We start from the raw sequence: 25257 nt of genomic DNA, 5'->3' as shown, positions 1-25257 counted from the left end.
AAATGACCATTTAGCTGTCCTGCTGGAAGCTGCTTACGACGGTTGCCTGGCGCACAGTAGCCGCATTGTGCCCTTAGGAGAAGTTATTAAGATCTGCAGCGGCGGTACACCAAGGACAAGTGTTGACGAGTATTGGAGGGACGGACAAATTCCGTTTTTTGCTCCTGGCGATGTAGTGGATTCTGTATTTTCGCTTAGTACAGCAAAACACATAACGAAGCAAGGTCTCGCCAACTGCAATAGTGACCTATACGAGACGGGCACAGTGATGCTTACGGCACGCGGTACTGTTGGAAAGGTGACAATGGCCGGTGCCCCGATGGCAATGAACCAGTCATGCTTTGCTCTCGTCGGGTTAGGGGTTCCGCAAAGCGTGGTATTCCAGGCAATCAAGAGAGTGGTTCGCTCCCTCCAAGCAAAGGCGAATGGAGCGACTTTTGCCGCGATCAACATCAAAGATCTGGAAACAGAAAACGTGATCGTGCCGTCCAGCAAAACACTAGACCGTTATTCGAACTTTGCGGAAGCTCTTCTGCTGCAGATTCTCGAAAATGAAAAGGAAAGCCTGGAGCTCTCTCAAATACGCGATGTACTTCTCCCGAAACTCATGTCCGGCGAGATCGATGTCTCGCAGGTCGATCTCACGCAGCTAAATGGTCATTTATCCGACAATTAAGAGCGATCTTGTGGTCTAGCGCGCTTAATATGCTCGCTATTGCTCTTTGCGTTGCGCGGCTTTCCGGATATGTGACCACTATCTCTGTGCAGAGTCGCGCTTTGTTCATCTCGGTTTGGCCCGTAGACCCCTCCGCCATACCTTCGATTACCTTTTGCTTAGACTTTACGAAATATCCGAGATAAAGCGGATCGATGCCCGAAGCGCGAAGGGTCAGCACATGACTATCCGTCGTCCACGTATCGGCAAGCTGCTCGGGAGCCTGGGCAACCCGGCCAGCGCTCCCGACGCCCGTTGCGTTAACCAAGATATCGAGCGGTTGCACCACTTTTTCGGCTTTAATCTGTTTAGCGTCTGAATCATGATAGCGAGCCTGCGAGATGTCTACCTGCTGATTTCGCACGCACTTCTGTCCTAGCACAAGCACATCAGCCGCTCCTGCGCCGGTCGAGTACTTCGGAGCAATCCCTCGGGCCATGTACGACACAAGCTCACCCAGCGGCTTCTCTTCCCACTTACATTTCAAAGCCGATCGCCTCCAGGTTCTTTTTGATTTGGGCTTGCAGGCGGTTGGACTCTTCGAACATCTCTCCGAGCTCCTTGGTGAGGCGCGCCATCTTTTCCTCAAAAGGCTCGCCATCGTCCTCCACCTCGGCGATGCCTACGTAGCGGCCGGGGGTCAACACATAGTCTTGCTTCGCGATCTCCTCTGTCGTAACAGCGGCGCAGAAGCCCTTCTCGTCCTCCAGCGTTCCCTCGCGGAACGCGGTGAACGCATCCGCCACTTTCGCGATGTCCCCATCGGTAAACTCGCGGAGGCGACGCGTGACCATGGTGCCCATTTCGCGAGCGTCCACGAAGAGTGTCTTCCCTGGCTGCTTCTTGGCTTTGTCCAGGATCCAGAGGGATACCGGAATACCCGTGCTGTAAAAAAGCTGCGAAGGCATGGCGATGATGCCCTCGACCAGATCGGCATCAACAATAGCCTGGCGAATAGCCCCCTCGCCACCTGTTTGGGACGACAGGGAGCCGTTGGCGAGAACCATGCCAATACGCCCATGATCCTCGTAGAGATGGTGAATCATGTGCTGAAGCCACGCGAAGTTCGCATTGCCCTCAGGCGGCGTGCCGAACTTCCACCGCGGATCGTCCTTCAGCTGGTCGCCGCCCCAATCCTTCAAATTGAAAGGAGGGTTAGCGAGAATGAAATCGAAGCGCTTGTCTTTGTGGCAGTCCTTGAAGAAAGTATCCGCGTTGAATTGACCCAGGTCGGCATCGATGCCCCGAATAGCAAGGTTCATCGTGGCCATCTTCCACGTGGTCGGATTGCTCTCCTGGCCGTAAATGGAAAGGTCATCGATCTTTCCCGCGTGGTGCTTCACGAAGTCGGCCGACTGGACGAACATGCCGCCCGAGCCGCAGCAGGGGTCATAAACCCGGCCATGGTAAGGCTGCAACACCTCCACGAGCGTACGCACAATGCACGTTGGGGTATAGAACTCGCCGGCATTCTTGCCCTCTTGCTCGGCGAACTTCGAGAGGCAATACTCGTAGGTGCGCCCAAGAATATCCCTCGTGTCACCCTTCTCGGCCATTTTCACGTTCGTGAACAAATCGACCACATCACCCAGGCGGCGCTTGTCCAGCTCCTGCCGTGCGAAGTTCTTAGGGAGCACGCCTTTAAGCTTCGGGTTCTCCGCCTCAATCTCACGCATGGCGTCGTCGATCACTTTGCCAATTTCCGGCGTATGCGCCGCCGAGGCAATGGCCGACCACCGCGCCTTCTGGGGCACGAAGAAGATGTTCTGATAGGTGTACTCATCGCGATCTTCTTCAAAGCCGTCGCCTTCGTCGACGAGCTCTTGGTAGCGCTCTTCGAACTTGTCGGAGATATACTTCAAGAAGATGAGGCCGAGCACCACGCTTTTGTACTCTGACGCATCCAGATTGCCACGCAGTTTGTCGGCCGCCTTCCAAATCTGCTGCTCGAACCCAATCTCCTGAGTGTTTTCAACCTTAGCTTTTGCCATTGTCCGTCCTATTCGTAGATCTTCGTATCGGCCCACAACTCACATTGTCTCATGACCGTATCCATGGCATCTTCGACACCCTCGGGCGGGTATTTATATTTCTTCAGGAGCCGCTTAATCGCGCGACGCATACCGGCACGGGCGTTTTCCTTGCGCTGCCAGTCGATAGTCGCGCTCTTGCGCATGGCATCGGTCAACTCGCGCGTAATCGCAACCAACTGATCGTTGTCGTAGAAGTCACGCACCGCTCGCGGCTTCGTAATGGCGTCGTAAAAGGCCATTTCCTCCTCGGTCAGACCAAGCGACTCCGCTTCTCCTCTATCCTGCATCATCTCTTTGGCCATGTTCACGAGCTCTTCGATCACTTGCGCGTTGGTGAGCATGCCGTTCAAGTAGGCATTCAGCGTTCCTTGCAGCATGTCGCTGAAACGCTCGGCTTTGACAACACTGGTCTTCTGATAGGCTCGCACCTGCTCCTTAATGAGACGCTTCAGGCTCTCGACGGCGATGTTGCGCTGCTTCATGTTCGCCAGCTCTTGCAGGAAGGACTCATCGAAGAGCGAGATTTCCACGCTGTCTTTCTCGAAGAGATCGATGACGCCATCGGCGTGAACCGTTTGCTCCAAAATTGCCGTGACGCGCTGGTTGAACTCCTTGTAGGTCATTCCCTTGCCGCCGGTAGACTTGCGCCCGGTAAGCCGGAGCACCTGCACCCGCAACACGCTGAGGTACGCTGCCTCGTGAACATCCCTTTCGTCTACGATGCTCTTACACAACGAGAGAGCCTGGTTCATTAGCTGGCACTGCTTCAGGAACTCTTCCCTATCCTCCTCGCGAACAGGATCGAGCAACCAGTCGGTACCCTCGTTGATGGCATCCGCGAGTTTCGCTTTACTTTCCGTGAAAATGAGTTTCTGGTAGTCAAACCCATAAAGCAAATCGCGACAAACGGCGAGTTTTTCTAGGAAACGAGGATACGCCGTCGCGGCAATGTCCATGTTGCCGTAATTGCTCTGGTCGCGGTTGGTGTAGTCTTTCATCGCCTGCTTAAGCGCCCGCGCAATGCCGATGTAGTCAACGACCAGGCCACCTTCTTTGCCTCGGCACACACGATTCACACGCGCGATGGCTTGCATTAGATTGTGACCCTTCATAGGCTTGAAGACATACATGGTCGACAGACTGGGCACGTCGAAGCCGGTCAGCCACATGTCCACAACAATGGCAATTTTCAGCGGATCGTCGTCATCTTTGAACTTGCGCTCCATCTCCTTTTTGTGATTGGTTCCGCCGCAAATCTTGAACCATTCCTCAGGGTCTTGGTTGCTCATAGTCATGACGACGCCGAGCTTCTCCTCCCATTCGGGGCGAAGCTCCAGCATACGCTCGTAGATCTTTATCGCTACGGGACGACTGTATGCAACCACGAGGGCTTTGCCAGCCAGAATGTCAGCACGGTTATTCTCGTAGTGATCGATAATGTCCCGACAGAGTGCATCAATGGTCTCGGGGGCGCCGAAGAGAGCGTCAAGGCCTCCTAGATCGCGCTTGCTCTTCTCGATGCTCGCCTCATCAGCCTCTTCCGCGAATTCGTTATAGGCGGCATCTAAAGCACCCAACGTGCCCTCATCAAGATTGAGAGCCACTACACGACTTTCGTAATATACCGGCTTGGTTGACTGATCCTCAACCGATTGGGTCATGTCGTAGACGTCGATATAGTCGCCGAAAATCTCCCGCGTATTTCGGTCTTCCATCGAAATAGGCGTACCAGTAAAGCCAATGTATGAGGCATTCGGAAGCGCCTTGCGCACGATGCGGGCTGTGCCAACGGTCACATTGCCCTCAGCATCCATCTTCTCGGTGAGCCCGTATTGACCGCGATGCGCCTCATCCACCATGACGACCACGTTGCTGCGATCGCACAGAGGCTCGTCACCGTCCATAAACTTCTGCATGGTGGTGAAGATAATGCCGTTCGCCTCACGGCCGACAAGAAGCTCTTTGAGGTTGGCTCGACTCGATGCCTGCACGGGCGTCTGCCGCAGAAACTGAGCGCAGCGGCCAAACTGTCCGAAGAGCTGGTCGTCTAAATCGTTGCGATCGGTAATAACGACGATAGTAGGGCTATCGATCTTCTCCTGAAGCAAATGAGCGAAGAACACCATTGAGAGCGATTTACCCGACCCTTGCGTATGCCAAAAGACGCCGATCTTGCCATCGCCAGCAATGGCCTCTTCCGCCCGAACAACCGCCTTATTGACCGCAAAGTATTGATGATAGGCCGCCAAGATCTTGATGACCTTGCTTGAGCTGTCGTTGAAGCAGATGAAGTTCTTCACGATGTCGAGCAGACGATCCTTGCGCATCATGCCATCGAGCATCGTCTTCCACGTGGCTGAGCTTGCCTGCGAGTAGTCCCCGTCGGCAGATTTCCACGCAACAAAACGGTCTTCATCTGCCGTGATGGTTCCAACGCGCGTTTCGCCCATGTCGCTCATCACGCAGAATGCATTCGACACGAAAAGCGAAGGAATATGCTGCATGTAGTTGCGCAGCTGCAGGTACGCATCGGAGGCGTCGGTCTCTTCCCGAGACGGACTTTTGAGCTCGAAAAGTACGAGGGGTATACCGTTAACAAAGGCGATAACATCGGGGCGCTTCTCGGAGTGCTCAACGAAGGTCCATTGGTTCACAACATGAAAGTCGTTATTGCCAGGGTTGTCAAAGTCGAGCAGATACACAATGTCGTCCCGCTCTTCCCTGCCGTCGAAGAAATGCACCTCAACGCCGTTTTGCAGATAATCGTTGAAGCGCTCATTACGCTGTGCCAGATCGCCCACTTCGTCGCTTTGAAGGATCGCAATAGCCTCGCTGATAGCCTGACGAGGAAGGGCTGGATTAATGCGCGCTAAAGCAGAGGGCAATACCCCCGGCAGAAACACATCCCTATAGGCGTCATCCGTCCGCTCAACATCGGGCCCATAGAGATGCGTGTAGCCTAGCTGCTCGGACATGTGCTCAACTACGACGTCCTCGAAGAATTCTTCGTTCATCTTGATGACACCATACTGGAATTCGGCCACGCGTCTCTCCTCGACTCACTGCATGTTTTGCCTATTCTACCTCACAAGCCGAAACATAAATCGTGCGAGCTAAGCGGTCTCGCTTGGCCAACGAATCCCGTCAAGAACGGGCCCAAGAATTCTCGACGCAGTGTGTCGAGAATATTATCAGTCGGGCGGAAGGACTCTTTGCACGCTGAGTGAAAAGTTATCTAGCCAAAGACCCGTGAGCTTATTTGGCCCTAGAAAGCAACTCTACTGCGCTCTAATATCGGGCGCCCTCCACCCTGAGGTCGGTGCAGCCGAGGAGGGGGCGGGGGCTTAGACGTACGACGGGATCCAGCTCGATGGTCGGGTTCGCCACGATAAGCTCTACAGAAGCGCCACCCACTTGAAGCGGTTTGCCCCGCTCGCCTTCGCAGGGGAATTTGCGGATGCCCGCTCGCCCCAGCGCCTCTTCCGCTTCCGCATCCTTCATCGGGTGCGCGAACAGCTCGCCTACCGCTCCGCCGCAACTTTTGCAGAAGGCGACGTCCATCAGCACGTAATGCAAACCCTTCTTCTGGAGATACGTCGCCAGCTTGTCCGACAGCACTACCCGTTGCGCGCTCATCGCGCCGCCTCCTCCGGCTCCTCAGCCACCACCTGGAACGCGTCAATGCGATTGCAGCCGAATTCTCGGCCTAGGAAGTCCAGCACGGCAGCGAAATTCGCCGGAGCCGCACCTTTGCCATAATGGTAGGCCTCCCCGTCATAGATGGACCACGCCGTGCCGCTCGCCTGCGAGCCGGCGGCGGTCTCGTAGCGCTCGCGCCATGCGCGAACACCCTCGCGCTCGATCATCTGCTCGAGCCGCTCTGCCTTGGCGGCATCCACATCATAGGTGCGCTCGGTGCCGTCGAAGATCTCGTTCGCATAGCGCTCGCGAAAGAAGCCGCCGAACTCGTACACTTCCAGCGTGTCGTAGCCGCAGCAAGCTCCCCTGCTGCTGAAGCCAAACACCAATCGTTCCCCGTCGGTCATCGTCACGCCTTCCCGCATTAGGTACAATCATCGTAGGCTGCCGGCACCGCAGGTCACCAGGACCCGGGCGCGGCCGCAACCGCATCATTACCGTATCACACTCTGGCGGGAATCAGGCCCCGCTCGATCAAAGGAGATCCCATGGCCGACGTCCTTTTCGTTGAATACCCGAAGTGCTCCACGTGCAAGAAGGCCAAGGCGTGGCTCGACGCCCAGGGCGCGCCGTACACCGACCGCGACATTGTCACCGACAACCCCACGGCCGACGAGCTGCGCACGTGGCACCAGCGCAGCGGGCTGCCGCTCAAGCGCTTCTTCAACACCTCGGGCATGCTCTACCGCGAGATGGAACTCTCGAAGAAGCTGCCAACTATGACCGAAGACGAGATGTACGCCCTGCTGGCCACCAACGGCATGCTGGTGAAGCGCCCGCTGCTCGTGACCGCCGAAACGGTCATTCCCGGTTACAAAGAAGAAGCCTGGGCCGCCGCTATGGCCGACAACTAAGGAGAAGCGTAATGGCACCCGCGGCGAACACCCCCACAACCCAAGACGCTATCGAGCAGCTGCGCCAGTGGATTCGCGACTGCGAGCCAGGACGCATGGTGTTCTTCGGCGGTGCCGGCGTGTCCACCGAAAGCGGCATCCCCGACTTTCGCAGCGCCGATGGCCTCTATGCACAGAAGTATCCCTATCCGCCGGAGACCATGGTGTCGCGTAGCTTCTTCGACGCCCATCCGCGCGAGTTCTTCGACTTCTACTGCGACCGTATGCTGGCCCTGGACGCCCAACCCAATGCCGCCCATCGCAAACTGGCCGAACTGGAACGGGAAGGCATTCTCTCGGCCGTGGTCACCCAGAACATCGATGGCCTGCACCAGAAGGCCGGAAGCCGCAACGTGCTCGAGCTGCATGGCAGCGTGCTGCGAAACTACTGCCGGGACTGCCACGCCCCTTACTCGGTAGAGGAGCTGCTGGCCCTGCGCGAAGCAGCCCCCGATGGCGTGCCGCGGTGTCCCCGCTGCGACGGCATCGTGAAGCCCGACGTGGTGCTCTACGAGGAGCCTTTGGACGACGCCACGGTGACCGCCGCCGTGCGCGCCATTGCCGCGGCCGACTTGCTGGTCATCGCCGGCACCAGCCTGGCGGTGTACCCGGCGGCAGGGCTCATCGACTACTTCAGTGGCGATCATCTGGCCATCGTCAACCGCACTCCCACGCCCCGCGACGCCCACGCCGACCTCTGCATAGCCGCCAACGTCGGCGAGGTCTTCGACTTCTAGACGCGTACCGGGGCGCCCCTCCCTTCACCGTTACAACGACCTTACACCCCCGTAAAGAGAACTTTTCAATGATGAGCGCCAATCTCATCTGAAAGCTCGGCGCGGTACGGTTGAAGACGTCAAACGATGAAAGGAGGAAGCATGTCTGCGACGACCCATGCCGTAAGCAAGCACCCAATCAGCAAGCAAAACCAGACCGTACCCGAGCACAAGCAGCACGTTAAGCACGATGTAGTCAGCATCATTGGCCGCATCGCATCCGTGCTCTCCGTCATCATGTACGTGTCCTACATCACCACCATCGGCGATAATCTGGCCGGTCACGGCGGCAGCCCCTGGCAGCCGCTGGCAGCGTTCTTCAACTGCTGCATGTGGACGGCCTACGGCTTCCTGAAGCCGAAAAAGGACATCCCCATTATCGTGGCGAACGTGCCCGGCATTTTCCTGGCCGGCGCCGCGTTCATCACGGCACTGGTTCACTAGCGTTGCTGGCAAAAAAAGCGGGCGCACGGGGCTTCCGCCCTGGACGCGCCCGCATTCCCCGACGGAAGGAAAGAGGCACCCCATGATCGTCAAACTCACCTATGCCCAGCTGAAGAAGGCGGTCGAGGACGCCTACGCCGCCTGCAAGGACCTTCCCGGCGGCCAGAACGCCCACTACATTCCCTACTTGGCCCATGTCGATTCGAGTCTGTTCGGCATTAGCCTGTGCCTGCCCGATGGACGACTCATCTCCGTGGGCGACACCGACTATCGCCTGGGCATTGAATCGGTCTCGAAGGTGCACACGGCTATCCTCGTACTGAAGGAGCTGGGCGCCAAGGCAGTGCTCGATAAGATCGGCGCCGATGCCACCGGCCTTCCCTTCAACTCCATCTTCGCCATCCTGTTGGAAAACGATCGCCCCTCCACCCCGCTGGTGAACGCCGGCGCCATTACCGCCTGCTCACTGGTGGAGCCGCAGGGAGACGCCGACGCGAAATGGAAGGCCATCTTCGACAACATGACCGATCTGCTGGGCAGCGAACCGGTGCTCATCGACGAGCTGTACCACTCCGAGTCGGCCACCAATTTCGACAACCGCTCCATTGCGTGGCTGCTGAAGGAATACGACCGCATCTACGACGATCCCATGATGTCGCTCGATCTGTACACCCGCCAGTGCTCCCTGGGCGTCACCGCCGAGCAGCTGGCCATTTCCGCGGCCACCATCGCCGACGACGGCGTGAACCCGCTGACGAAGAAGCGCGTGTTCGACGCGGCGCTTTCCCCGAAGATTGTCTCGCTCATGGCCGCCGTGGGCTTCTACGAGCACTCCGGCGACTGGCTCTACGAATCGGGCCTGCCGGCGAAAACCGGCGTGGGCGGCGCCGTCATCGGCGTCATGCCCGGCGTCTTCGGCGTGTGCGCCTTCGCCCCGCCGCTGGACGATGCCGGCAACTCCGTGAAGGCCCAGGCCGCCATTCGCCACATCATGAACAGCCTGAACCTGAACGTGTTCTCGAATACCCACTTCGACATCGCCGATTAGCCGCGCCCCGCGGGCCGCTCCGCCGCAGCGGTTTTTTCGCGTTTCTCCCAGGCGGGAGGAGGAGCACGCACGCCCCCCCCCCGCGGACCGCGGGCAACCCAACAGGCCGCCCGCCGCGCCCCGCTACTTCAAACTCTTCCCCTGACCGTGGCCGCTGTGATTGATAGTCTTGGCCAGGGGATGCTTCTCCAGGAACATCATGAGCACCAGGCAGCCGATCATCACCGGCACGAAATACAGGAACAGGGGCACCAGCGCATCGGAATAGCCGGTGGCTACCACACTCTGCAGGCTATCGGGCAGTTTGTCCACCACACTGGGGGTCAGCGTGGCCAGCGAGATATGGTCCGCCGCCGGCAGCTTGTCCGCCAAGTTCGCCGTCAAACGGTTGGTGAACAAAGTGCCTACCAGCGAGGCGCCCACGGTGGCACCAATCTGGCGGAAGAAGTTGTTGGCCGCCGTGGCGGTACCTACATGGGACTGCGGGAACTCGTTCTGCACGATGAGCACCAAGATCTGCGTGCCCAGGCCCAGGCCAAAGCCGAGGATGAACAGGTAGAGCAGCGGCAGGAACACGGGCTCGCCCACGTACATGAGCGACATCAGATAGAAGCCGACGGCGCACACCGCGCACATGGCCAGAGGCATCCATTTGTACTTGCCTGTCTTGCCGGCAATCCAGCCTGTGGCCGTAGACGTAATGAAAATGCCCACGGAAAGCGGCGTGACCATGAGTCCCGCCAGTTCGGGCGACATGCGATCGACAATTTGGAAGTACGTGGGCAGGTAGTTCACTGTGCCCATAAAAGACACGTTGACCAGCAGCGCCACGATGGCGCAGAGGTTGAAGTTGCGATCATGGAACAGCCCCATGGGAATGATGGGCTGGGAGACGTGGCGCTCTACCATCACGAACACCACGCAGGCCACGGCGAACAGCACCAGAAGGCCCATGATCTGCCAACTGAGCCAGGCATAGACCTCACCGCCCCAGGTCATAGCCAGCACCAGCGCCGTTACGCCCACGGCCATAACGGCACTGCCCTGCCAGTCGAAGGTCAAGTGCTTCCCATGCAGGGAAGGCTGCTTCAGGAACACGGCCAAAGCCAGGATGGCCAACCCGGCCAGGGGCACCGTGAACCAGAAAATCCAGCGCCAGCCCAGGGTTTCCACGAACCAGTCGCCCAGCAGCGGGCCGAGCACGTTCGACACTGTGAATACCGACCCCATAACGCCCAGGTACAGGCCGCGCTTGCGCGGAGGCACCACATCGGCAATGGCCGCCTGCGACAGGATGATCAAACCGCCGCCGCCAAGACCGGAGATAAGACGCCCCGTGAGCAGCATGGCCATGTTCACGGAAAGCCCGCACACAATCTTGCCCAGGGCATACAGCACCAAGGCGCTGATCAGCAGAAACTTGCGGCCGATGATGTCGCCCACTTTGCCGTAGATGGGCATGGTAATCGTGGAGGCCAAAATGTAGGCCGTCGTGACCCATTGCATGATTTCCACGCCGCCCAAGTCTCCCACAATGGTGGGCAGCGCGGTGGCCGCAATAGTCTCGGACAGCGAGCTGACAAACATGGCCAACAGAAGACCGGCGAAGATAAACGCCAGCTGCTTGCCATGCACCGCGCCGTCATCGACCGTCGAAGTACTCATGAAGCTCAGTCCTTCCTGAAAGAGGCGAAATGCCTCGCGAAACTAGAAAACCGCCTTCCATTCTAGGAATTGACCAGCTTCAACCCACCCGTTTTCCCCACTCCTCAACCCGCCGTTTGAAAACCGTTGGCACAAAGTTAGGGTACTATGGAGCAACGCACCAGGGGACAGGAGGGATGCGTGGCAGCGCCGTTCAACCATATCGAGGACCAGAAACGCCATCTTCAGCAATTCAAGGACAGCATTCTCACCCACCCCTATCTTTGCCTGAGTTTTGGCCTGTACTGGATGCAGACGATTCTGCTCTTCCAGAGCCCCTATCTGTTTCTCGACCCGTCGCCGCTTTCCTCTCTGAGTCCCTTCCCGAAGGGGACCATCCTGCTGGTAGCCAGCGTCATCACCTACCTGATATGGGCGCTGGGCTATCGCCGCGCCAACCGCTTCAGCGAGGCGCGCTGGTTTCCTTTCGCGTTGGCCAGCCTCTTGGTGCTCGGCGCCCTTTTGTACACGGGCTACCCGCTGCTTACCCCGCGCCACCACGATCTCGCCATCTTGATGTACTTGGGAGGCTCGGTGCTCATTGGCTGCGGGACGGCCAACATTTGCCTGGAAACCGGGCGCATGTTCGGCTACCTGGGCCCGCTTCACGTGCTGTTCGCTGGCAGCGCCGCGCTTTTTGTCGGCACCCTGGGTGCCCTCGCCATTACCATACTTCCCGCCCTTGTCGGACAAATTGCGCTGGTGCTCATTCCGCTGCCCATGGTCGCTTGCCTTTGGAAGTGCCTGCGCAGTGTCCCAAGCCGTGCCCTGTACGGCCAAGGACTGCAAACGCCCATCAGCATACCGGTCAAGTTCCTGGTGACGTCCTTTTTCCAAGGGCTTGCCCTGGGCGTTATGCACTCGGCGCTCATTAACGCGGCCGAAAACTCGGCCTTGGTGGTGAGCGTCGGATTCTTCGTAGCGGTGGCCCTTTTGTTCTTCTGCGCTATCGCCGTCAAGAACAACTTCGACGTGCTTATTTACCGCATCGGGTTTCCCCTCATGGCCCTCGGGTTTTTCACCGTGGGCATGTTCGACTTCGCCCTGCTGCCGGGAGCCCTCACCCTCGATGCGGGCTACTGCTTCCAGTACCTCATGACCTGTTCGCTGTGCGCGTATCTGGCCAAGGGCCTCAAGCAGCCTCCCATCTGGATCATCGGCACCGGAACGGCCGCGTTGCTGCTCGGGCAGTTCTTCGGCAGCGTGCTCGATGTGCTTGTCGATGAATGGCAGGCACTGGCCATCGTGGTCGCCTTTGCGCTGCTGCTGGCCGCGCTGTTCATGACCAGCAGCCAGAACATCCGCCGCGGCTGGGGCGCCGTCAGCCCCGGTGCCTCCCCCGTCGCCAATCGCGAGACCACGGCCCTCGACACCGCGTGCCAACTGCTGGCCAGCGAGCACGGTCTAACACCCCGCGAAACCGACGTGTTCGAGCTTATGGTGCGCGGCTACAGTCGCAAGGCCATTGCCGACGAGCTTTCGCTGGCCGAGGAAACCGTCAAGACCCACACGGGGCGCATTTACCAGAAGTTCCTCGTTCACTCCAAGCAAGAGCTCATCAACGCAGCCGAGCAGCGCGCCCAGGCCCTCGAATCCTAGCCCCGAAAGCAAATCGGACCCCGAGGGGTCCGATTCGAAGGGAGGGTAAGGAAGCGGCGCAACGCGCATTGCCGTCTGGGGGGATTGGCGCTGCGCCGTTACAGGGGGGCTACTCGTTCTCGGCGATGTACTTGCCGGTCAAGTATCCGAAGGTGACGCAGGTCATGCCGTAGTTGGCGCCCTCGATCATGAAGGTATAGGTGCCCGAGAACACGTCGCCCACCATGGTGCCCACGTTGTACAGGCCCGGAATGGCGTTGTCGTCGGCGTCGCACACCTGCATGTGCACGTTGGTATTCAGGCCGCCCATAACGGTCAGGAAGCCGAAGGAATCCGTCATCTCGCCGAAGAAGGGGCCTTCCTCGATGGCGTGCAGGTGCTCGGCCTCCTTGTGGAAATCGGCATCCTCGCCCGCTTTGGCCAGCTCGTTGTAGCGCTTCACCGACTCGAGGGCCTCGGCCGGAAGTCCCAGCAGCTCGACTACTTCCTCGACGGTGTCGGCCATCACGTAGTTGCCCGTGCCTGCCGAAGCGCTCTCTTTCCAGGAGGCCACGGCTGCCTGTACGGCCTCGTCGCCGGTCATCATCGAGTCGTTGGTCCAGTCGCCCGACACGGCCTCGTACTTGGCGTAGCCGGCGTCCCAAATAGCGTAGGCCTTCTTCTCGGGGAGCATCATGATGTGCTGGCTGGCCAGAGGCCCGATGCAGTTCTCGTTCATGAAGCGCTGGCCGTCGCGGTCGAGCAGCAGGCCCAAATGGTTCGTGTACAGGTTGCGCGGACCGGGACCCCAGTAGGCGCCCATGGTGCAGTTGGGGAAGCTCTTCTGCCACGCGGCGCCCACCCACAGGCCCATCTTCTGACCCTGGCCCTTGTAGATACCGCCGTACTTGAAGCCCTGATCCCAGTCGGGCTCGCTGTCGTACACCTCGTCCATCACGTAATCGGCCGTCTCGGGGCAGTAGCGGCGCATCATGTCGCGGTCACCGGAGAAGTCGCCCGTGGCCAGCACGATGGCCTTGCGGCCCACGTACTTCGCGTAGCTGCCGTCCTCGCGCTTGCACACCACAGCGGTCACGCGGCCGGTGTTGTCGTCTTCGCGAATGAGCTGCTCGGCGATGTTCTTGTAATAGATCTGGCCGCCCAAGTCCTCAGTCAGATGACGGGCCAGCTCGTACACGAACAGCGGCTGCATCTTGCCCACGACCACTTCCATGCCCTCTTCAGGCGGCGTCTGGCCGTTGAGGTTCCAGCCCACGGCAGCGGTGCGCTGCAGGTACAGGCTGTCTTCCTTGTCGGGCGTGCCGATCTCGATGTCGATGCCGTAGCCGGCCTTCTCCATCAGATCGCAGGCCCAGTTCATGGCCTCTTCAGAGTTGTTGTAGTGCAGATACCACTTGCGCTGATCCACCTTGTGGGTCTGGCAGAAGATCTCCTTCTGGTACTGGGCCAGCGGCACGCGCGGATAGCCCTGCTCCTGGAAGGCCTTGCAGTACACGGCGTTGTTGGAGCCGCCGCGCGACGTGGGCTTCGTGGAAGCGGAGGCGATGACCACGTCAAGCCCCGCCTCGGCTGCGCTGTTGGCGGTCATAAGGCCCGATGTGCCGCAGCCCACCACCACGACATCGGCTTCGATGGTCTCGGCGATATCGGATTCGGGAATGGGGTCGGGCGCAATTTCGAAGGCCCACTTGCGCTGAGCGGTTTCAGCGGTGTTGTACTGGTCGCCCGCGGCGCCCGCGTTGCCACCCGTGGAGGACAGCGCCTCCTGGCTGTCACCCTGGGCGGTCGGCGCACACCCGGCCAGTGCCGTGGCGCCCATGGCGCCTACCGCAGTAAAGGCGGCGCCCTTCAAGAAGTTTCGACGATCGAGTTCCATGAGTTTGTCTCCTTTCGGCGAAGAATGCATCCCCCTTGGATGCCCCTCCTCTTCGCCACGCCCCCAGTATTTCCAACCGCGTGGCTGCGGTCATCCCCCGCGGCGGGGCCAGTTGGGCTTTTTCGGAATTGGCCCCTTTTGGGGGATGAATGACCTGGGAAAACTTCCAAAGAGAGCCGCGAAGTTCTATGGCCGACCTAGCGGATCATCAATGTGCACGTTGTGGATTTAGCCCCCTTGCAATCTGTATTGCCCTTATTTCCCTTGTTTAACTGTACCAATATAAGTACACTTACGCGGGTTTGATCGAGGCCCTGAAACCACCTTCATCGCACTCTGGGCCTCTTCTTACTCGCTATCCTTTTACAGCATCCCTCGTTCTTCCGTTCACGCGTGGGCGATTTGTGCTGTGACCGCCCCGCAGCTTCTCCGCGCAGCACCAAAGCCGGAGCGCTGCCCCGTGACTGGAGAACCATGAAACACAACACGACTGCCTTTTCCTCCTTGAAGAACCGCGCGGCGTCCTTGGGCGTTGCCCTGTGCCTGGCCGCCGGCTCGCTGGGCCTCGCCCTCACCGCCGCCGAACCTGCCCGCGCTGACGAGACAGCGCCGACGGGGGCCGAAAAGACCCCGGAGCGCAACGAGGCGCTGCCCGCATCGCTGGCCCTCGGCATTGCCGAGCTGCCCCTGAACGCTGCGGCCACCACCTCCACCTCGTGCGCTGGCGATGGCGATTACTCGATGACGTTCTATTACTGCGAGTTCGTCTCCTACGATGACCCGACTTTCGACCACCCCTCGGGCCAGCGCCTTCTGCACAGCCACACGGTCACGGGCCTCAACCTGGGCGACCAGCTGGATACCTGGGATTATGTGGCCAATATCGAAGGCTACTTCTTCTTCGACGCCATTCCGGCGCGCCCGGTCGTGGCGGAGGACGAGTCTCAGAACGGCGTTGAGCTGCGCTACATGAACCCCCATCTGAACGAGTACACCATCAACTACTATCGCATCTGCGACGGCGAGGAGCCCCACGGCGATACCGAGCCGGAAACCGAAACCGCGCGCCGCGCCACGGGCGAGAACAACGACGACAGCGAGCGCCTCGTTGAGACGATCAACGGCCAGAAAGTCGCCTTCGACAAGATCAAGTCCGTCACCGTGGATGAGCAGCCCTGCAACATCAAGGTGGAAGGCCACAGCTGGGCCCATGAACTAGATGACCTGATGTACCTGGACAGCTTCCCGGCATCCATTCGCCTTTCCACCGACCCGACCTGCAACGTGATCAACTTGGTCTATGCCGACACGATGGCGTCCCTTCCCGACGACACCGAAGTGGCTGACAAGCCGGAAAGCGGCAGCGAGCCGGACAGCACGCCGGGCGAGACCACGCCATCGACGCCTGATGACAGCACGACCGGCGGCGCCGACGACGCAACGGACGGGGACAACCCAGGCAACGGCTCGGGCGACGCGACGGGCAGCGACTCCGACAGCAGCACCGACGAGGACGCCTCGGACACCGTCGATACTTCGGCAAATGACGCCGCCGACGACACCAACGCCGACGATGATACCGTCGTTGATGACGCCGACGACGAGTCGTCCACTACCGTACTCCCGGCCGACGATGCGACGCTGCCCCAAACGGGCGATCCGCTGAGCGCCTCGGTCGCCAGCGCCGCTGCTCTGGCCGCCATGGCTGCAGGGGCTGCCGCGGTGGCCCGTCGCCAGCACCGTCGCGTCGCTGATCGAGCCTAGGCGCTGGGTGAACCCAAGGCGCAGCCAACGGGATTGCGCTTCATCATTCACGCAAAAGCGGGGCCGGGAGCATCATGCTCCCGGCCCCGCTGATTGAGGAAGGCAACGAGCGAAGCGGCACTACGCTATGGCTGCTATTTCACCGTTACCTTGCACTTGTATGTTTTCCCCGCCACTTTCGCCGTAATGGTAGCCTTGCCTTTCTTCTTAGCGGTTACCTTGCCCTTGCTGCTTACCGTGGCCACCTTCTTGTTTGACGACTTCCACGTGATCTTCCCCGCCTGCCATTGCACTTTCAGTTGAACGCTGTGGGTCTTGCCCTTCTTCTTCGTGAGCGTCGCCTTCGTCAGATTGAGCTGCGGCTCGGCGCAGGGACGGCCGATAAAGCGAATGCTCTCGTTGTCGGGACTGTAGGCGCGCAGCCCTACCGTGCCGCCTACTTCGCTCCAACCGCCCGTGGTCAGCATCAACCCATTGCCCACGTATAACATAACGTGGTCGATATTCCGATAACGCTTGTTGATACCCGCATAACCGGTCACGTTGTGCACGGTGTCTCCGGCCAGCAGCTTCGAGGTGGCCACCGCCTTCAGCGCGACGGTCTTCTTCTGCTTGTTCAGCCACTTCGCCTGATCGGCCGCGGTTAAGGCCCAGGTCTTTCCCGTACTGCCACCAATAGCGAAAAGCTTTCGCTTCAGCGGCGTGTCCCAATAGCACCGCGAAACGAACGAGCTGCAGTCGCGGTACTTCGAACCCATGCGTTTCGCCTGGCTATACGTGAGCTTCGTGCCCATATCGGCAAAGCCGTTGACGACGGCTTTGTAGGCCTTCTTGTACGTGCACTCTACGGGAATTGACACCGCCACAGTGCCGAACGAGGCGGTCACGACGCAAGAGCCAAGCCCCTTGTATGAGATGGATCCCGCGGAAGACACCTTAGCCACCGCCGGGTTGCTGCTGGACCATTTTACGCCCGAAACGCCCTTGATCTGCGGCTTCACCGCCTTGGCGCCTTTGTAGAGGATGTAGTAGCCATCCACGTCGGCCGCAAAGGCCTTCGCGCCCAGATTCACCTCGAAGACGCATACGGTAAAGGAGCCGACGGAGGTGGTGCCGTCGGAGAGCAGCGCCTGGTACGTAATGGTGGCGGTGCCCGGCGAAACGGCCTGCAAGGACAGGTACGGATCCGTCCACCACGACGCCCCCTGGACGTTCACCGTCACACACGGGTTGCTGGACGACGCCACGAGCACCTCCTGCACCTCGAGATCGGGGCTCGGCGCTGCGGGAAACACCGATCGACTTTGGGAATCCGTGCACATATACACGGTTTCGCCTTGGGCGACCGAAGAATCGTAGGTGCTGTTGTCGACCAGTTGATACGCCTGGGCCTGCTGCAGCGGGACCGCTCCTAAAGCGCCCAGAAACGCCAGGGCCAATGCGAAAACCAAGACGAACACTGTCCCCCGCTTCGGGGCCGCCAAAGAACGCGGTGTGAACCGAAGCGCTTCCCTTGCGCAATGACCCATCGTATCTCCTCTCGCTCGATGGGCTCATTCTAGGGAACTTGCGCGCTATTGACTACCCGCAAGCCGGCCTTTGACCTCATCAACGCCACAAAAGACGCTTCTGGTGTCTTGAATGCAGCGTGGAACGTGAATGCAGCGGGAGGGAAAGGGGAGACGAGAACGGAGGGCACCCGGGAGGGGCCGGAGCGGTACTCGGAGTCGCACGAGCTAGAAGAGGGAAAGCTGGTCGGCGTCAGGCTTCGATGTGGTCTTTCTACCCGAGGAGGGAGCCTCCTCCTCGGCTGCGAGCATCCCTTCGAACCGACGCGCTAGCAGCTGCTGCGGCTCAAGGTGCCCTTCGAGCCATCCCAGCGCCTCGGGCGCGGTAAGCACCAGCGGCATGCGGTTATGGACGGCTCCCACGGTGGCGTTCGGCTCGGTGGTTACCACCACGAACCGATCGCCCAGCACCAGGCCCGCCAGCAGCAGCGCCTGATCGGCCCTGCTGGCGAACCGATACTGTGGCCGCCGCGAGGAAGACCCTGTGGCAGCGGTCGAATCGCCAGCGGGGACGGCAGCAACATTGCGCGTCTCGTAGAACGCCCGCACCGGCACCACGCAGCGGCCCTGCTCCATGGCTTCCCGCCACATGCCCTCGCCGCGCAGCGCCGACTCGATACGCGCGTTGAACACCAGGCCCTTCTTCCACGGAGCTTCCACGCCCCAGTGCAACGCGCGACGGCCCAGAGAGCCGGGCTCGCCTTCGGGCACCACAACCGCGCATTCCGATCCGGGGTAACAGTCAAGGGCCTCCAGCGGAATGGCACCCAGCGGCGCCATCGGCGACAGCACATCTTCCGCGGCCATACCCTGGTCAAGGACGTGTTTCACCGCAAGCAGATAGTCGATCACCCGATCGGTCTCGTCTTCACTCAGCGGGGTAAAACGATGGCACATGGTATCTGACTCCTTGATGATAGCGGGGTTGGGGCAGCAAGGCCGGCTCAGCGAGCTCGCCGCAGCCCCTTCAGCTGCTCCTTCAATTCGGGGCTTATGCGATAGCTTTCCCGGGCCTTTTGGATGGCCTTGTTATGCGTCCAGCGATCGAGTCGTCCCTCCTCGATGACGGGCAGTGTCGCACCGGGCTGCTTCACCAGCGCCTCGGCGAAGAACCAAGCGCGCATCATATTCACGTAGTACTCGCTGGATTCCACCTGCGCTACCCACTCGAGGAATTCGGGGCGGAACCGATCATCCAGAAACAGCTGAAGCAGTACGCCGATGCCGTACCGCACGGTATAGGGATGCCTTGACGCCATCCACCGTTGCACCTGTTCGAGCGCTACTTCGGGGTTTTGCGCCAGGCCCCGCGGGGACATCTGGTCGCACGTGGCCCAGTTGTCCACGAAGGGAAGGAAGCCGTCGATTCCCGCGAGGAGCTTTCCGTAATCCGGCTCGCTGCTTACGACGAACGCGTGCAGCTGGTTTTCTTCGAAGCACCCATGGGGCACCTTGGCCAGAAACTCACCCACGTCCTCGCGCCTAGCCAGCTGCTTGGCGAAGGATCGGAGCGCCGGGGTGCGCACGCCTATGACCGAGTCGGGCGGTATCGAGGGAATGAGCTTCGCCTGAAACGCCTGATAGGCAGCATCGCGGTTCTCGATCAGAAATGCCGCTATGTCGTCATGGATGCTCATCGGGCGACGCTACCGGGGAAGCTCCTGCGCGCGCAGTGCCGCCGCGGGCGCCTTCGACCGCACGAACAGAATGACGGCGTCCACCACATCGGCCACGAACATCAGCTGCAGCACGATGTGAGCCGCCAGCTCTCCGCCACTCGCAATGCGCTGACGGTACAGATGCACCGCCGTGGCAATGGCCCACATGCTGCCGGAAAACATGGTCAACCACCCCATAATGCCCAGGGCCGCTCCCATGGCCCAGCCCACAAACGGCAGCACAGGGTGCAGCCCCAGCACCAAAAACAGCAGCTCGACAACGGCGCCGCATAGGAAGAACGGGATGAGCCCCACTTTGAAGAGCAGCATGATGGACCGGCAGGTTACCAGCGCGGCCGGCTGCCGACTGGCCGCCGCCACGGCGCCCAAGACCACGCTTGCCACCTGCAGCAGTGGAATGATCACCCACATGGCAGGCGCAACGCCCTCCACAACGGTTTCCGTCAGGAAGGATGCGGCGACGTTGCCGGACTCTTCCGCAATAGCCATGACGACAAACGCGAGAAAGCCTCCGTTGCAAAGCGCCACAATGGCAATGGCCACGGCCCACGACGCAATTCTCAGTCCCTTTGCCACGGCAATCCTCCATCATCGCGTCTTCTTATCTTCCGATAGTGTAGCAGTCTATCGAGGGGTCGGTGAGGAAGCAGAACAAGTCCCATGCCTGCCAATCCAAGCATTTGTGACCACTTCGAGCTACACAACCTACACGCCAAGAGGGGAAAGCAGTGTGGGGCGACACGGAGCCAGAATCGCGGCACGCGAGGGACGGTGATGTCGTATCAGAATCGCGGCATGCGAGGGACGGGTATGTCGTCGAAGAGAGGCGCTGGGCCCATGATAAGGGCCGAGCGCCCGTTATCGCCCTGTGTACGGCAGTACAACAAAAATCGCGCGGCCCGTCTCGGCGGGGGCCGCGCGATAAAACGACCGCAGGCCTGCTGCAAAACAGTAGCACGGAAAATCAGCAGGCCCGGGTCGAACGGAATAGTCGTACCTCTCGGAACAGTCGTGCATACTGAAGAGGTTTCGGGGAGGAGCCTCACGAAAGGCCCTTCTCCGAAGCTTGCTCATCGCATCGCCATGAGCGCAAAACGGGGCTCCCCCGGCCGCGCAACCAATCGCCGCGCAGCCGCAACAAGCCCCGCCCCGCGCTCCGAGGCGCGGGGCGGTTAAGCGCTCTACCCGAGATGAATCTCGCGATGCAGAACGCGGGTCAGAACAAAGTAGTAGGCAAAGCCAAGCACAATCCAGATGCCGCCCACAATCAGGGCCACATCCTTCACCGACAGCATAATGGCGAAGCAGATGATGGTGCCCAGCGCCGGGAAGATCAAGTGCATGAACAGCGCCTTGGCGCCCTTGCGCTCCTTCAGCTGGAACCAGCAGAAGATAATCACGCTCAGGTTCAGCAAACCGTAGGTGGCCAGCGCGCCGAAGTTGCTGATCTTCGCGATGGTGTTCATGTCGATGCCGGCGAAATGGAACACCAGCGTCAGCACAATGGACAGGCCGATGATGAAGATGATGGCGTTAATGGGCGAGTTGGTGCGCTTGCTCATCTTGGCCATGAACTTCGGCAGCGCGCCGCCCGTGGCCATAGTGAACATCACGAAGGCAATGGAGGTTTGCTGGGCAATAGCGGTGAACACGCCCTGGGCCAGAGCCACGCCCACGGCACACAGGATGGCCAACCACGGTCCGGTGATCATGCGAGCCACCACGTAAAAGGCGTTATCGGTGTTGTTGGCGAAGTTCGCGCCCGTCGGGTCGATGCAGGCGGCCACGAACATCTGGGCCACGTACAGCACGCACAGCACGATGGCCATCACCATCATGGCGCGACCCGGACCCTTGCGCGGGTCAATGGCCTCCTGGGTCAGCGTGGCAATGGCGCCGAAGCCCACATAGGACATCACGGCCAACGACACAGCCGACATGGTGCCGCCGAACTCGAACTTAGCGGGGTTGAAAATGCTGTCGAAGCTGAAGCCCGTGGAAGCTGGGTTCGTCACGATGTAAGCCACGCCAAAGCCCACGAACAGCGCCAGAATGGCCAGCTGGGCAATAAGCGCCGCCTTGTTCACCACCATGGCCGTCTTCATGCCAATCAGCGAGATGATGCCCACGATAATCAGGAAGGCGAAGCACAGTACCAGAATTGGTATCTGGGGCACCAGCTCGTGGATGGCGATAGCGGCGATGAGGTACACCAGCGCTGGGCTGACTAGATACTGCAGCAGCATCAACCAGCCGGCTATGAAGCCCATGGCCTTGCCCATCACGTGGCTCACATAGGTGAAGATAGAGCCCGACGACGGGAAATGGTTGATCATGATGCCAAAGGAGAACACCGAGAACAGCACAGCTACGAAGCCGATAAGGAAGGCCAGGGTGGGCATGCCGTTGGAGTCGGTGAACACGCCGCCGTAAATGGCCATCGGCGAAATGGGCACCATGCAAATGAGGCCCCAGATGACCATATCGGGCACGGTCAGCGTGCGCTTGAACGGGTCGCCGTTCTTGTGATTCTTAGCCACGGTAGGATGCGGATCCTGGCTGACGGCGGGAACGTCGGAGGCGGCCTTGGTGGCTGCCGCCGCTCCTGCAGCCGTGGCGGTTGCTGCCACGGTCGTCGTGGCCCCGGGGCTTGAGCCCTTCATTGGTTGTGCACTGTTTTGTTTGCTCATATTGATCAGACTCCCTGATCTCGCTACCTTTCGAACAAGGGGCGCCGCTCCCGGCAATCGCACCGCCTGAAAAACGGCGCCCCTTGCTTGTCATACTCTTTGAAGCGTCCCGAAGGGGCGCCTTGCTTTTATTTGTTACCGCTCTGGTCGGAAGGCTTATCCTTCGGGTCATCCTTAGCCTTGGCGACAGCGTCCGAAGCGTCCTTGGCGGGAACCTTCGCGGTTTCCTTGCCCTCGGCCACGCGCTTGCTCTGCTTGGCCGCGGCCTTGGCCTCCTTCACTTCGCGGCGGGCGGCAGCCAAATCGCTGTCGGCCTCAACCTGCTGCTCAAGCGCTTGGGCCTCGACGGCATACTCGTCGGCCTTCTTGCGGGCCTCGGCCTCGGCGGCCTTGGCAGCCTCCTCGGCAGCGGCGGCGCGCTTGGCGTCGGCCACCGGGTCGCGCGGCACGGTCTCGGCCGCTACCTCGTCAGCGGGGGCGGCGGGCACTTCGGGATCGAGCCGCACCGGCTCGGTGCCCTCGTCGGACTTGACCTTCTTCAGACCCACCGTAGCCGAGGTGCCAATACCGGCCTTCTTGGAGATAATCACCGGCTGGCTCATGGGAATGGCCACGGCCGTGTTCGCCACGCCGTTGGTCTTCACCGGATGGTTCATGGCCGCCGGATCGTCGCCAGCCTCAAGGGACGGCGAAGAGGGATGATGCTTGCCCGGCACATATTCGTCGGGAAGAACAATTTGCTCGTTGGGGTTCCACAGCTTCTTGATGGGCATGCCCATGGGGTTCTGGCCTTCGCTCATCAGCTCGGACGGCACGTTGGAAAGCACCTTGGCGGGCTTCTTCAAGCCCTCGAGCTGCCAGGTAAAGGGCGCGAACACGTTGTTGGGGTCAACCCAGTTGTGACGCTTGGACGCCTGGTACACGCCGAAGCAGATGGCGAACGTCACCAGGATGATGGCCAAGATGACCACCACGTAGGTCACCGGGCTGCCCACTTCCTCGGACACCTGAGCCGGCGGGATGATGGCCAGCACGATGCCGAACACGCAGGCAAGCAGGCCCACGCCGGCAACAACCCAAGCACCGACCTTGCCGCCAGGCACCTTGAACAGACGCGGACGGTTCGGCTGATCGTGACGCAACTTCAGGAAGGACACGAACATGAGCACGTAGTACATCATGTACAGAATGGTGATGGCCTGCGTGATCAAGATAACGAAGCCCTCGATGTTAGGAATAAGGAAGCACAGGAAGGCAACAGCGGTCATGAAGCCCATCTGCAGGTACATCAGGCGGCTCGGCATGCCGTGCTTGTTGTTGTTCTGCAGGATCTTCGGCAGGAAGCCGGAACGGCCGGCCTGGCCCAGCATGAAGGAAGGACCAGCCATGTTGGTGACCAGCGACGCCATGGAAGCGCCCAGGCCAACCCACACGAAGGCCACATAGATCCAGGGGCAGCTGAAGCATTCGCCCAAGATCTTATAGGTTTGGTACAAGCCGTAGACCAGGTTCATCTCGGACTTCGGCGTCACAATAGCGATGCAGACGGTGCCGGCGATGAAGATGATCAGCGTCAGGATCATAGCAATAAAGATGGACAGCGGGAATTCCTTCTGGGGCTTCTTCAGCTGCTTGATGTGGGCAGCATTCATATCGATGCCCGCGAAGCTGAAGAACACGCCGGCAGCCAGGGCCAGGTTCGTCAGGCTGAAGCCGCTGGCGAAGGGATTGAAGGCCTCGGGCGTGGGCGTCACGTTGGACACGTTGCCCTGGGCCAGCCACACCACCGTCATAATGACGATGAAGGCAAGCGGAATGAACGTGCCGATGATCACGCCGTATTTCGTGATGCGGGCGAAGGCCTTCACGCCCTTGGTGGCCAGGAAGGTCAGGCCCCAGTAGTACGCCAACCACGCGAGAATGATGAAGAACTGGTTCTCGGGATGGTTCATGAAGTTGACGGCCCAATCCCAATCGGGCGTGTAAAAGCCGATGGTGGCGGAAGCGGAAGCCACGCCGGAGCCGAAGTTAATAGAGGTTTGGAACCACAGGATCAGCAGGCAAGTGAAGGCCAAGCCAGGGCCCATAGCCTCGCCGACCCAGCGGAAGATGCCGCCGCGCTGACCCCAGCCAGAGGCCAGCTCGGCCGCCACCAAACCGGTGGGCAGGAAGAAGACGATTGCGCCGATGATGAAGAGTGTAACGGAAGAAAGCCCGTAGTACGCTTGCTGAACATCGTTGGCGACACTGCCGATGATCGTAACGTTCATCATAACCAGTGCCATCAAGCTGATGTACGTGCCACTGTTTACTTTCGCCGCACCCTTCCCCGACGTTTTCGCAGGAGAGGATGCAGATGCGCTCATGATAGTCCCCTATCGGGTAGGGCCGGAGGAACCGGGCCAGCTTGAAACGCTCGGCCCCTCCGGCAGGTTGGTAGATAGTGCGGACCGCGTCGGTCCGCAGAGTGCGTTAGTCGGAAACCGGGTTGAAGGTTGCCCAGAACGGCCACACGATAGGCTCGCCCGTAAGGGCCTTCTGCTGCTCGGCGGTCATGAACTTCTTGTTGATGGCCACCTCGTAGACGAAGTTGTCGAACCACTCGTCACCGCAGACGAAGTACCCGTTGTTGCCGGTCTTCTTGCCGCCGTTCTCGGTACCCCAAGAGTTCTCGATCTTCCACTTGGTGGGCTTGCCGTCCTTGTCAAGGTCGACGCCGGCAATGACCATGGCGTGGGTCGGCAGGCTCTCGCGCATGGCGTAGCGCTC

General features: G+C 60.1%; 21 protein-coding genes. 7 read left to right on the top strand and 14 right to left on the bottom strand.

Annotated elements, in window-relative coordinates:
* Positions 1-676: restriction endonuclease subunit S (locus QZ307_RS06535; protein WP_295997510.1), on the top strand; the 676-nt coding region annotated here is incomplete at its 5' end.
* On the opposite strand, the gene QZ307_RS06530 is transcribed toward QZ307_RS06535, so the two are convergent.
* From QZ307_RS06530 to QZ307_RS06510, 5 genes are all read right to left on the bottom strand, one after another.
* The gene (locus tag QZ307_RS06530) at positions 642-1154 is read right to left on the bottom strand and encodes a restriction endonuclease subunit S (RefSeq protein ID WP_295997507.1); all 513 of its coding nucleotides are present in this window, start codon (positions 1152-1154) and stop codon (positions 642-644) included. The genes QZ307_RS06535 and QZ307_RS06530 overlap by 35 nt on opposite strands.
* A gap of 37 nt (positions 1155-1191) precedes the next feature.
* Positions 1192-2706: a class I SAM-dependent DNA methyltransferase gene (locus tag QZ307_RS06525; protein WP_295997504.1), complete on the bottom strand. Its 1515-nt coding sequence runs from the start codon at positions 2704-2706 to the stop codon at positions 1192-1194.
* Positions 2707-2714: 8 nt separating this feature from the next.
* Positions 2715-5792 carry a type I restriction endonuclease subunit R gene (locus QZ307_RS06520; RefSeq protein WP_295997501.1) on the bottom strand — a complete coding sequence of 1026 codons (3078 nt, stop codon included), beginning with the start codon at positions 5790-5792 and terminating at the stop codon, positions 2715-2717.
* A gap of 244 nt (positions 5793-6036) precedes the next feature.
* Positions 6037-6384, bottom strand: coding sequence for a hypothetical protein (locus QZ307_RS06515; protein ID WP_295997497.1), 348 nt, complete (start codon positions 6382-6384; stop codon positions 6037-6039).
* Complete coding sequence (locus QZ307_RS06510; RefSeq protein ID WP_295997496.1) at positions 6381-6794, bottom strand: hypothetical protein; 414 nt, start codon at positions 6792-6794, stop codon at positions 6381-6383. The genes QZ307_RS06515 and QZ307_RS06510 overlap by 4 nt, the downstream gene beginning before the upstream one ends.
* Before the next feature lie 141 nt (positions 6795-6935).
* Here QZ307_RS06510 and QZ307_RS06505 point away from each other — a divergent pair, with 141 nt between their 5' ends.
* The 4 genes from QZ307_RS06505 (at position 6936) to glsA (ending at position 9608) form a co-directional block, all read left to right on the top strand.
* The gene (locus QZ307_RS06505) at positions 6936-7301 is read left to right on the top strand and encodes an arsenate reductase family protein (protein ID WP_295997494.1); all 366 of its coding nucleotides are present in this window, start codon (positions 6936-6938) and stop codon (positions 7299-7301) included.
* An 11-nt stretch (positions 7302-7312) separates the two neighbouring features.
* A complete protein-coding gene (locus QZ307_RS06500) occupies positions 7313-8077 on the top strand; it encodes an NAD-dependent protein deacylase (protein WP_295997492.1) in 765 nt (254 codons plus the stop codon).
* Between the two features lie 141 nt (positions 8078-8218).
* The gene (locus tag QZ307_RS06495) at positions 8219-8560 is read left to right on the top strand and encodes a SemiSWEET family transporter (RefSeq protein WP_275205974.1); all 342 of its coding nucleotides are present in this window, start codon (positions 8219-8221) and stop codon (positions 8558-8560) included.
* An 82-nt stretch (positions 8561-8642) separates the two neighbouring features.
* Positions 8643-9608 carry a glutaminase A gene (gene glsA / locus QZ307_RS06490; RefSeq protein WP_295997488.1) on the top strand — a complete coding sequence of 322 codons (966 nt, stop codon included), beginning with the start codon at positions 8643-8645 and terminating at the stop codon, positions 9606-9608.
* A gap of 123 nt (positions 9609-9731) precedes the next feature.
* On the opposite strand, the gene QZ307_RS06485 is transcribed toward glsA, so the two are convergent.
* A complete protein-coding gene (locus QZ307_RS06485; protein ID WP_295997486.1) occupies positions 9732-11273 on the bottom strand; it encodes an MDR family MFS transporter in 1542 nt (513 codons plus the stop codon).
* Positions 11274-11453: 180 nt separating this feature from the next.
* Here QZ307_RS06485 and QZ307_RS06480 point away from each other — a divergent pair, with 180 nt between their 5' ends.
* A complete protein-coding gene (locus QZ307_RS06480; protein WP_295997481.1) occupies positions 11454-12911 on the top strand; it encodes a helix-turn-helix transcriptional regulator in 1458 nt (485 codons plus the stop codon).
* A gap of 109 nt (positions 12912-13020) precedes the next feature.
* On the opposite strand, the gene QZ307_RS06475 is transcribed toward QZ307_RS06480, so the two are convergent.
* On the bottom strand, positions 13021-14787 hold the full coding sequence (locus QZ307_RS06475) for an FAD-dependent oxidoreductase (RefSeq protein ID WP_295997479.1): 1767 nt from the start codon (positions 14785-14787) through the stop codon (positions 13021-13023).
* 474 nt (positions 14788-15261) lie between these two features.
* Here QZ307_RS06475 and QZ307_RS06470 point away from each other — a divergent pair, with 474 nt between their 5' ends.
* A complete protein-coding gene (locus QZ307_RS06470; RefSeq protein WP_295997476.1) occupies positions 15262-16551 on the top strand; it encodes a hypothetical protein in 1290 nt (429 codons plus the stop codon).
* A gap of 134 nt (positions 16552-16685) precedes the next feature.
* On the opposite strand, the gene QZ307_RS06465 is transcribed toward QZ307_RS06470, so the two are convergent.
* From QZ307_RS06465 to QZ307_RS06435, 7 genes are all read right to left on the bottom strand, one after another.
* Positions 16686-18002, bottom strand: coding sequence for an Ig-like domain-containing protein (locus QZ307_RS06465; RefSeq protein ID WP_295997474.1), 1317 nt, complete (start codon positions 18000-18002; stop codon positions 16686-16688).
* Between the two features lie 285 nt (positions 18003-18287).
* Positions 18288-19016, bottom strand: coding sequence for an SOS response-associated peptidase family protein (locus QZ307_RS06460; RefSeq protein ID WP_295997470.1), 729 nt, complete (start codon positions 19014-19016; stop codon positions 18288-18290).
* Positions 19017-19063: 47 nt separating this feature from the next.
* Positions 19064-19756: a DNA alkylation repair protein gene (locus QZ307_RS06455; RefSeq protein ID WP_295997468.1), complete on the bottom strand. Its 693-nt coding sequence runs from the start codon at positions 19754-19756 to the stop codon at positions 19064-19066.
* A gap of 9 nt (positions 19757-19765) precedes the next feature.
* Entirely contained in the window at positions 19766-20374 is a 609-nt protein-coding gene (locus QZ307_RS06450) for a hypothetical protein (protein WP_295997465.1), read from the bottom strand.
* A gap of 605 nt (positions 20375-20979) precedes the next feature.
* Entirely contained in the window at positions 20980-22461 is a 1482-nt protein-coding gene (locus QZ307_RS06445) for an APC family permease (RefSeq protein WP_295997463.1), read from the bottom strand.
* A gap of 155 nt (positions 22462-22616) precedes the next feature.
* Positions 22617-24773 (bottom strand): amino acid permease, encoded by a 2157-nt coding sequence (locus tag QZ307_RS06440; RefSeq protein WP_295997513.1) that lies wholly within the window; start codon positions 24771-24773, stop codon positions 22617-22619.
* 187 nt (positions 24774-24960) lie between these two features.
* Positions 24961-25257 (bottom strand): C1 family peptidase (locus tag QZ307_RS06435; protein ID WP_295997461.1); only part of this gene is annotated, 297 nt, incomplete at its 5' end.

This window comes from uncultured Adlercreutzia sp., assembly GCA_910585575.1.
GTDB lineage: Bacteria > Actinomycetota > Coriobacteriia > Coriobacteriales > Eggerthellaceae > Adlercreutzia.
Note: the sequence above shows the minus strand (reverse complement) of the source record. Positions and strands in the feature narration are given on the sequence as shown.

Excerpts from the sequence above, each read along its gene's own strand:
- QZ307_RS06445 (WP_295997463.1), bottom strand. The coding sequence starts at position 22,461 with ATGAAGGGCTCAAGCCCCGGGGCCACGACGACCGTGGCAGCAACCGCC.
- QZ307_RS06470 (WP_295997476.1), top strand. The coding sequence starts at position 15,262 with ATGAAACACAACACGACTGCCTTTTCCTCCTTGAAGAACCGCGCGGCG.
- QZ307_RS06515 (WP_295997497.1), bottom strand. The coding sequence starts at position 6,384 with ATGAGCGCGCAACGGGTAGTGCTGTCGGACAAGCTGGCGACGTATCTC.
- QZ307_RS06510 (WP_295997496.1), bottom strand. The coding sequence starts at position 6,794 with ATGACCGACGGGGAACGATTGGTGTTTGGCTTCAGCAGCAGGGGAGCT.
- QZ307_RS06455 (WP_295997468.1), bottom strand. The coding sequence starts at position 19,756 with ATGAGCATCCATGACGACATAGCGGCATTTCTGATCGAGAACCGCGAT.
- QZ307_RS06495 (WP_275205974.1), top strand. The coding sequence starts at position 8,219 with ATGTCTGCGACGACCCATGCCGTAAGCAAGCACCCAATCAGCAAGCAA.
- glsA (WP_295997488.1), top strand. The coding sequence starts at position 8,643 with ATGATCGTCAAACTCACCTATGCCCAGCTGAAGAAGGCGGTCGAGGAC.
- QZ307_RS06530 (WP_295997507.1), bottom strand. The coding sequence starts at position 1,154 with ATGGCCCGAGGGATTGCTCCGAAGTACTCGACCGGCGCAGGAGCGGCT.
- QZ307_RS06505 (WP_295997494.1), top strand. The coding sequence starts at position 6,936 with ATGGCCGACGTCCTTTTCGTTGAATACCCGAAGTGCTCCACGTGCAAG.
- QZ307_RS06485 (WP_295997486.1), bottom strand. The coding sequence starts at position 11,273 with ATGAGTACTTCGACGGTCGATGACGGCGCGGTGCATGGCAAGCAGCTG.
- QZ307_RS06525 (WP_295997504.1), bottom strand. The coding sequence starts at position 2,706 with ATGGCAAAAGCTAAGGTTGAAAACACTCAGGAGATTGGGTTCGAGCAG.
- QZ307_RS06500 (WP_295997492.1), top strand. The coding sequence starts at position 7,313 with ATGGCACCCGCGGCGAACACCCCCACAACCCAAGACGCTATCGAGCAG.
- QZ307_RS06440 (WP_295997513.1), bottom strand. The coding sequence starts at position 24,773 with ATGGCACTGGTTATGATGAACGTTACGATCATCGGCAGTGTCGCCAAC.
- QZ307_RS06460 (WP_295997470.1), bottom strand. The coding sequence starts at position 19,016 with ATGTGCCATCGTTTTACCCCGCTGAGTGAAGACGAGACCGATCGGGTG.
- QZ307_RS06475 (WP_295997479.1), bottom strand. The coding sequence starts at position 14,787 with ATGGAACTCGATCGTCGAAACTTCTTGAAGGGCGCCGCCTTTACTGCG.